The sequence below is a fragment of the Gordonia otitidis NBRC 100426 genome, from assembly GCF_000248075.1.
In the GTDB taxonomy this organism is placed as follows: domain Bacteria; phylum Actinomycetota; class Actinomycetes; order Mycobacteriales; family Mycobacteriaceae; genus Gordonia; species Gordonia otitidis.
The window spans coordinates 22,566-28,784 of sequence record NZ_BAFB01000024.1; the positions used below are offsets into that span (position 1 = coordinate 22,566).

The 6,219-nt window shown below is 63.1% G+C and carries 9 protein-coding genes; 3 read left to right on the forward strand and 6 right to left on the reverse strand.

Translation table 11 applies throughout. The annotated features are described in order from the left end of the window. Positions 1-109 precede the first annotated feature (109 nt). Both GOOTI_RS02500 and GOOTI_RS27010 read left to right on the forward strand, forming a co-directional pair. Positions 110-766 (forward strand): CPBP family intramembrane glutamic endopeptidase, encoded by a 657-nt coding sequence (locus tag GOOTI_RS02500; RefSeq protein WP_007236976.1) that lies wholly within the window; start codon positions 110-112, stop codon positions 764-766. 169 nt (positions 767-935) lie between these two features. After that, positions 936-1,247, forward strand: a complete 312-nt coding sequence (locus GOOTI_RS27010; protein WP_051997840.1) for a sigma factor — start codon at positions 936-938, stop codon at positions 1,245-1,247. Between the two features lie 83 nt (positions 1,248-1,330). On the opposite strand, the gene GOOTI_RS02510 is transcribed toward GOOTI_RS27010, so the two are convergent. Next, complete coding sequence (locus GOOTI_RS02510; RefSeq protein ID WP_007236978.1) at positions 1,331-1,906, reverse strand: hypothetical protein; 576 nt, start codon at positions 1,904-1,906, stop codon at positions 1,331-1,333. Next, the gene (locus GOOTI_RS02515; protein ID WP_138985137.1) at positions 1,875-2,513 is read right to left on the reverse strand and encodes a hypothetical protein; all 639 of its coding nucleotides are present in this window, start codon (positions 2,511-2,513) and stop codon (positions 1,875-1,877) included. The genes GOOTI_RS02510 and GOOTI_RS02515 overlap by 32 nt, the downstream gene beginning before the upstream one ends. Before the next feature lie 548 nt (positions 2,514-3,061). Here GOOTI_RS02515 and GOOTI_RS02520 point away from each other — a divergent pair. Beyond that, positions 3,062-3,289, forward strand: coding sequence for a sigma factor (locus GOOTI_RS02520; protein WP_007236980.1), 228 nt, complete (start codon positions 3,062-3,064; stop codon positions 3,287-3,289). Positions 3,290-4,407: 1,118 nt separating this feature from the next. Here GOOTI_RS02520 and GOOTI_RS02535 read toward each other — a convergent pair. The 4 genes from GOOTI_RS02535 to GOOTI_RS02550 all read right to left on the reverse strand — a co-directional run. After that, positions 4,408-4,677, reverse strand: a complete 270-nt coding sequence (locus GOOTI_RS02535; RefSeq protein WP_007236981.1) for a DUF4235 domain-containing protein — start codon at positions 4,675-4,677, stop codon at positions 4,408-4,410. Between the two features lie 8 nt (positions 4,678-4,685). Then, positions 4,686-4,973, reverse strand: a complete 288-nt coding sequence (locus GOOTI_RS02540; protein WP_007236982.1) for a DUF3618 domain-containing protein — start codon at positions 4,971-4,973, stop codon at positions 4,686-4,688. Further along, positions 4,970-5,365 carry a phage holin family protein gene (locus tag GOOTI_RS02545; protein ID WP_007236983.1) on the reverse strand — a complete coding sequence of 132 codons (396 nt, stop codon included), beginning with the start codon at positions 5,363-5,365 and terminating at the stop codon, positions 4,970-4,972. The genes GOOTI_RS02540 and GOOTI_RS02545 overlap by 4 nt, the downstream gene beginning before the upstream one ends. Positions 5,366-5,455: 90 nt before the next feature. Then, the coding region (locus tag GOOTI_RS02550; protein WP_007236984.1) for an Orn/Lys/Arg family decarboxylase at positions 5,456-6,219 on the reverse strand (764 nt) is incomplete at its 5' end.

Sequence of the window (6,219 nt, forward strand, 5' to 3'; positions counted from 1 at the left end):
CGCTACCGTGGTGAGCCGCGACGATACTGCGTCAGCCGGCGCCGCCGACGCGTCGAATTCGCGGGGGCGACGTCGGCTCTGGTTGGTACCTGTCGCGGGAGCCGCCCTGATGCTGGCCGCGCAGATGTGTGCTCATTTCCTCCACTTCCCGGGTGTCGACTGGTTGGTGACGGTGGCCGCCGTGCTGTCGGTGTCCCTAGCACTTTCCGCAGGTCTCACACATGAGGATCTGGGGCTGGGCCGCGCGGGACTGCGCACCGGTGCCCGCTTCGCATTGGTTATCGTCCTCGCGGTGGCGGTCATCGTGGTGATCGCTGTCGCGATTCCACCGACTCGCGAGTTGTTTCAGAACGACGCCTATCGCGACCTCGGGCACGCGCTGCTGTCGGCATTCGTGGTCATCCCGTTCCAGACGGTGCTACCTGAGGAACTGTTCTTCCGCGGCGTCCTGTTCGGGTCACTGCGTCGCCTCACGACTCCCATGCGCGCCCTGCTGATCCAGGCGTTCCTCTTCGGGTGTTGGCATGTCATCACCTCGCTGGGTCTCACTGCGGGTAACGCGGGGCTGTCCGATCTCTTCGGCCACAGCGTGTTCGCGCAAGCCATCGGGGTCGTCGGGGCTGTTGCCATCACGGCCGCCTCCGGCGTGCTCTTCGGCTGGCTTCGGGTACGCAGCGACAGTCTTCTCGCGCCGATCGCGCTGCACTGGGCAGTCAACGGGATCGGCGCAGTCGGAGCGGCGTTGGCGTGGAGGTTTGGAACCTGAGGGTCGTCGGGAGTCGCAATGGACCGGGCAGCCCATTGGTCGCCCGGACCGACACAAGCACGCTCAGCCAACCTCTTATCCCCAGCCCACCATCCCCACCCCGACCTCCCTCCACAACCCTGCGCGCCAACCCGACATACCCGACACACTGCTGCACTACTCTCAGTCCATGCCGGGGGAAATCAGCGACACACGCAGCGACGAGCACCTGCTCACCGCCCACATCAACGGCGACCTCCACGCCTTCTCCACCCTCATCCGACGCCACCAAGAACGACTCTGGGCCGTGGCCTACCGCACCCTCAACAACCCCGACGACGCCGCAGACGCACTGCAAGACGCACTCTTCAACGCACACCTGACGAGATGCAGGGAACATGCACCAAACACGCCGGTGGATCGGCCTGATTCTTGGGCATGTCGCCGATGCTGGTTCATTTTGCCTGCAAACCCGCTGTTCACAGAGGTGTGCCCCAGATAGTGCGCGCAGCTAAATGATCCGCAGACGATGCCTGTGAGGGACCGCAAAACTCCAACTGGTCACGGCCAGAGGGTTTTCGGGTGTCAGGGTTCGGGCCAGCCGAGGTCGAGGGCGTGTAGCCACGGTAGGAAGGGGGAGGCGTAGAAGCCGATCTCGTCGCGGATCGGACTCGGATCGGCATCCAACGCAACGAGAGGGTCGGGGTCGACGTCAAACAATCGCGCCACCTCCGTGGCCGGTTCGATACCGGTGATCGTGCGCGCGACCGCATCTGTATCGACCGATCCGTCTTCGGCTGGAATGTAGGCGCGATACACGCACCGTGCTTCGTCTGCGGTGAGTTGCCAGGCCGATACGGTGACACCCCACTCATCGCCGTCTTCACACATCACCGCCCGACCCGCACCCACACCGTCGAAGACCTCGCCGGCGGCGTGCGCGGCGACCGCACCGTCGACCAGAAGGGTGACTCGTACCGATGTGTCGCCGACCTCCACGTCGGCTTCGGTGTCGTCGAGAGGATTACGGATAGACGGAGAGATCGCCTCCTGCAATGCAACGAACCGACGGCCCAACACCTCCCGAAACTGATCCGACAACCGTTGTGCGGCAGCCTCATCGGCCACATCAGCAATCACCAGGGTGCCGAACGTACTCACCACGCCACCTCCGGCTGGCCTCATCAATCACCGATTCCACGACGCCACGATCACCGTCGGCAACCGCTTCCCGCAACCGCCCGAAGAACTCCCCATACGTGCGTGGCTCCTTGCGCGTCGACGCCAACGGCGGATACGTCTCCAACCACGGGTCGGCCAACACATCGTCGATATCAGCCACCAACTCCCGCTGCGATCGTGTCCCACACACCACCCGCAACACCACCAACCGTCGTAATGTCGGCCCATCAAACGGTTCCATATTGGCGGCCTCCCGCCGAGTTCTCACTTCTTCGATCCTCGCCAGTTCCTCGCCCAGCGTGCCCGCCGTGTCGAAGACATTGTCAGCCACCGCCGTCGCCCACTCAGCGACACCGGCAGGGCTATCAAGACCGTCGAAGTACCGGGGAAAGCTTTCCCCCGGCATGACGTAATGGTCGCTGATCGCGTTGGGACTATCACCCGACTGAGAAGCCTTCGGTGGCAGGCACAGGCACGCGTTGTAGCCGATCAACCGACCCAACCGGGTGTCCTCATAACCCACGAATTGCAAACGCCAACCCACCGGCGCCCGCACAATGCGGGTCGAGCCACCACGTCCGGCCAACACCCAACTCTCGCCCAACACCTCCACAGCACCGACCGCCAACTCACGCCAGCCCTTAGCTCCAATTCCCATGCCGTTTCTGCTCTCCTGCTCGTCGTGGTGTGCTGCCGCAGCGGTTGATGTTCAAGGCTATCGACCCGTACTAGGCGCGCATCTGATTCCACAACGCATCGACGCCCGCAACCCATGCACCTGTTCCACCACAAGCGATCACGATCCCCACCAAGCCGACATGATCAGGACGCACCGTAGAAACGCCGGGATCTGACCCCACCGTTGCGGCCACTCGAGCAACTCGGTGATCGTCGTACCCGCCACCACGAGCACCGTCGGCGCCCGACCAGTACGCGATGACAGCCATCGGGTCGCACACGAGAAACCGTCGCGCCCCGACGATCGACCTCGGACGCGGACGAGTCCACTCCGCCGACCGACCAAAGCCTCTCACCCAGCGTGACGGGAGCAGCCACCATCCCCACACCCGAATCCCTCCACAACCCGCACCTCAACCCGACATACCCGACACGCCCCTGCACTACTCTCAACCCATGCCAGGGGGACCCACCGACACACGCAGCGACGACCACCTGCTCACCGCCCACATCAACGGCGACCTCCACGCCTTCTCCACCCTCATCCGACGCCACCAAGAACGCCTCTGGGCCGTCGCCTACCGCACCCTCAACAACCCCGACGACGCCGCCGACGCACTCCAAGACGCACTCTTCAACTGTAGAGACCTGACAAAGATTGACAACAAACCCCGCGATAGATGATCACAACCACCCACCACACCACCCCGATGTCAAAGTAGGTGACATCACCGCAGATCACAGGGCATGTCCGCAGAAATCCGTGTTGCCATCTTTGACAACACCACGTCAGCCCCGGGGCTGCAGCTTGCCTACCTACTCACGGGTCACGACGACGCGTGGTTCCTCCGCGGACCCGCCTACGAAGTCTCAGGCCATCGCAATCCGAGCGCCGTCAGCCACGGTTCGAACAGGCTGCCAACCACCACGACCTAACCGGATCGGGAACCAACGTCCGACGGCTCGGTGATTTCTTGACGACAAGCCTATCTAGCGAGGTTGCGGTGGACCTGCTTGCGGCTGGTCCATCTTCATGTCCTCGCACTGCGCCTCCTATGCGAGACTGGACCTGTAGGACGTGGCCACGGACCGTCAAGAGAGGGACGACGCCGATAGGCGAAGTCTCCAGGCTTGCAGACGAGGTGGATGATGATGGAAACGCGCAACATCGGTGGTCGGCTGGTTGCAGTGCTTCATAGTCGTCCGACCGGTCGGGGTCCATCACACGCGCGCGTGTCGAAGGGATATCCGTAGAACTCGGTTGCGACTCGTTCGAGATCGTGAATCTGTATGCAGCGGAGCTACCTACCTCTCGGTCTCTGGATACAGAGCCGCTCTCCCTGGCGTGGGCAGAGGGACGACGTGAGATCGAACAGGCGGTGCGCAAGGCAGACACTAAGTCTAAGTTGGCGGTGCGGCGTCATGTTGGGGGGAGATGGTCGGGATCAGTCATGCGACGTTGGGGAATTGGATTGAGAAGGACTTGCCGGAATCTCGACGGGAAGTCCGTCATCAGCGGAGGAGCCGGGTGTGGAGCTGTACGAGTTGCGTCGCGAGAATGCCGAATTGCGCAGAGCCAACGAGATTGTGAAGACAGGGTCAGCGTTTTTCGCGGCGGCGGAGATCGACCGTCGACTGCACTGATCGTCAGCTACATCGACGATTCCAGGGACCGGTTCGGGTCGATCCGATCTGCCGGGTACTCACCGAGTCTAATTGGTGGGTAACGACGGCGCCTCCGCAGGCAACCGGTGTCGGTCGGCTGAATTCCGGATTCCTCAGAAGTCCGGATTCCTCAGAAGTCATGTCGGAGCTTCGTGCGTGACCGCTTTGTAGCCTCGCGCTCCGGCACGATCGACCGCCGCACGCACGAGTCCGAAGATCAGTCCTTGCAACGCGGCCGCGGCCAGCACTTCGGAGTTGGTGCGCTGCAGATCGGTGGGCGCGGGAGTGCCAGGCTTGTCGGACAAGCGTTTCCAGACTTGGTTGAAGACCGCGCCGGCGGCGATACCGCCCAATACGCTGGTCGCCAGCGACAGCGGTTTGTAGAGAGCCTTGGACACCGTACTCATGGGAACTCCTATCGACGTCGCCGGCGAACCGCAAGGACCACTCCGACGGCCACGGCCGCGACGACGGCACCGCCGATCAGTGCCTGCTTGTTGTCGTTGGCTGTGGTTGCGGCGTCATGCGCTTTCTGGCTTGCTGCGGCACTGAGGCGGGCCGGGACGTCGAGCTTGTCGGTCAGTGCATCCACTGTGCGGGCCAGTTCTGCTCGCTGCTCTTCGACTGGTAGTGGCTCATTGGCATTGGGACCTGAGGTATCAGCGGCGTCCGCGTCCCAGGGCTCCTCGGGTGGGGTGCTCACAGATACTCCTTGATGCTCTTGACGTCGCGTTTTACGCTTGCCGCAGTGTGTTCGGGTGCCGGTGGCACCGCTGCCTTGGCCCGTAGCGCCCCGATGGCGGCGGCGAAGGTACCAATGATGACCAGTGCCGCGCCGACGATGACTGCCGACAGCCACGCTGGGACGGCCGTAGCCACGCCGATAACGGCGGCAGCCACCAGAGTCGCGAGACCAAATAGCACCGCCAGGGTACCGACCCCGGAAATGCCGATGCCGATTCCGAACCGGGTTCCCTTGTTCTTCACCTCATCGAGGGCGTTACGGATCTCGGTGGTGACAAGGGTGGTGGTCTGTTGTTGCAGGCGTTCGACGAGTTGTACGGTTGACAACTCATCGGGCGATCGTTCAACCATGGTGGCGCTCCTCAGGTCGAGGGGTTGTCGTGTGGAACACGTACCCGGTCAGTGGTGTTGTCAAACCAGACCGACCACTGGCTCACCCGGTCAAGCTCCCCGGCTTGCGGGGTCATCGGTCTCGTGGACGACCTTGATGGTGGTCAAAGCCGAGTCCGTCGCATCGGGGAGGTTCATCCCGGCTTCCTTGCCGGTTTGCAGGTACTCCAGGACTGCGTCGTTGAGCCTCTCGCCTGGAACCACGACCGGTATTCCGGGCGGGTAGGGCGTGATTTGTTCGGCAGCGATCCGCCCGGACGCCTCCTCGACCGGTACCATCTCGGTCGTGCCGAAGAACGCGTCGCGCGGGAGCATGAGAGTTTGGAGTTGCAGCGCTTCGGGGCTGGGTTGCCGGATCGTCGGTGGGGAGGGGAACTCCGCTGCGGCGTCGGCCATGTCACGTAGAGCGGTCAGAAGTCGCCCGGTCGTATCCTCGTCGTCGGCGAAGGACAGGGTCGCGAGAATTCGGCGATGGTCGCTGAGTCCGACATCGAGGTGATGGTGCTGGCGCAACCAGTCCGCGCACTGATAGCCGGATACAGCGAGGCCGCTGACATCGATCAACACCTGTAATAGGTCGAGATCGTGACTGGCCTGCTCGTGGAGCAGCTCATCGTGCATCACGCGAAGACCGGTAATGTCGTCGACCTGTCGGCGCACCAAGCGAGCTAGGTTCAGGGCCGAGTCGAGGAGCTCGTGTCCGTGGGAGACCATCTGCCGACGCCACCCGTCGAGTGCGGCATAGACGAGCACGTTTGGGCTGGTCGTCATCAACAGGTCGGCGCAGTTGGACAGGTGGGCCATGTCGACTAGTG

Excerpts from the sequence above, each read along its gene's own strand:
- GOOTI_RS02500 (WP_007236976.1), top strand. The coding sequence starts at position 110 with ATGCTGGCCGCGCAGATGTGTGCTCATTTCCTCCACTTCCCGGGTGTC.
- GOOTI_RS02535 (WP_007236981.1), bottom strand. The coding sequence starts at position 4,677 with ATGAGTACGGTGTCCAAGGCTCTCTACAAACCGCTGTCGCTGGCGACC.
- GOOTI_RS02545 (WP_007236983.1), bottom strand. The coding sequence starts at position 5,365 with ATGGTTGAACGATCGCCCGATGAGTTGTCAACCGTACAACTCGTCGAA.
- GOOTI_RS27010 (WP_051997840.1), top strand. The coding sequence starts at position 936 with ATGCCGGGGGAAATCAGCGACACACGCAGCGACGAGCACCTGCTCACC.
- GOOTI_RS02520 (WP_007236980.1), top strand. The coding sequence starts at position 3,062 with ATGCCAGGGGGACCCACCGACACACGCAGCGACGACCACCTGCTCACC.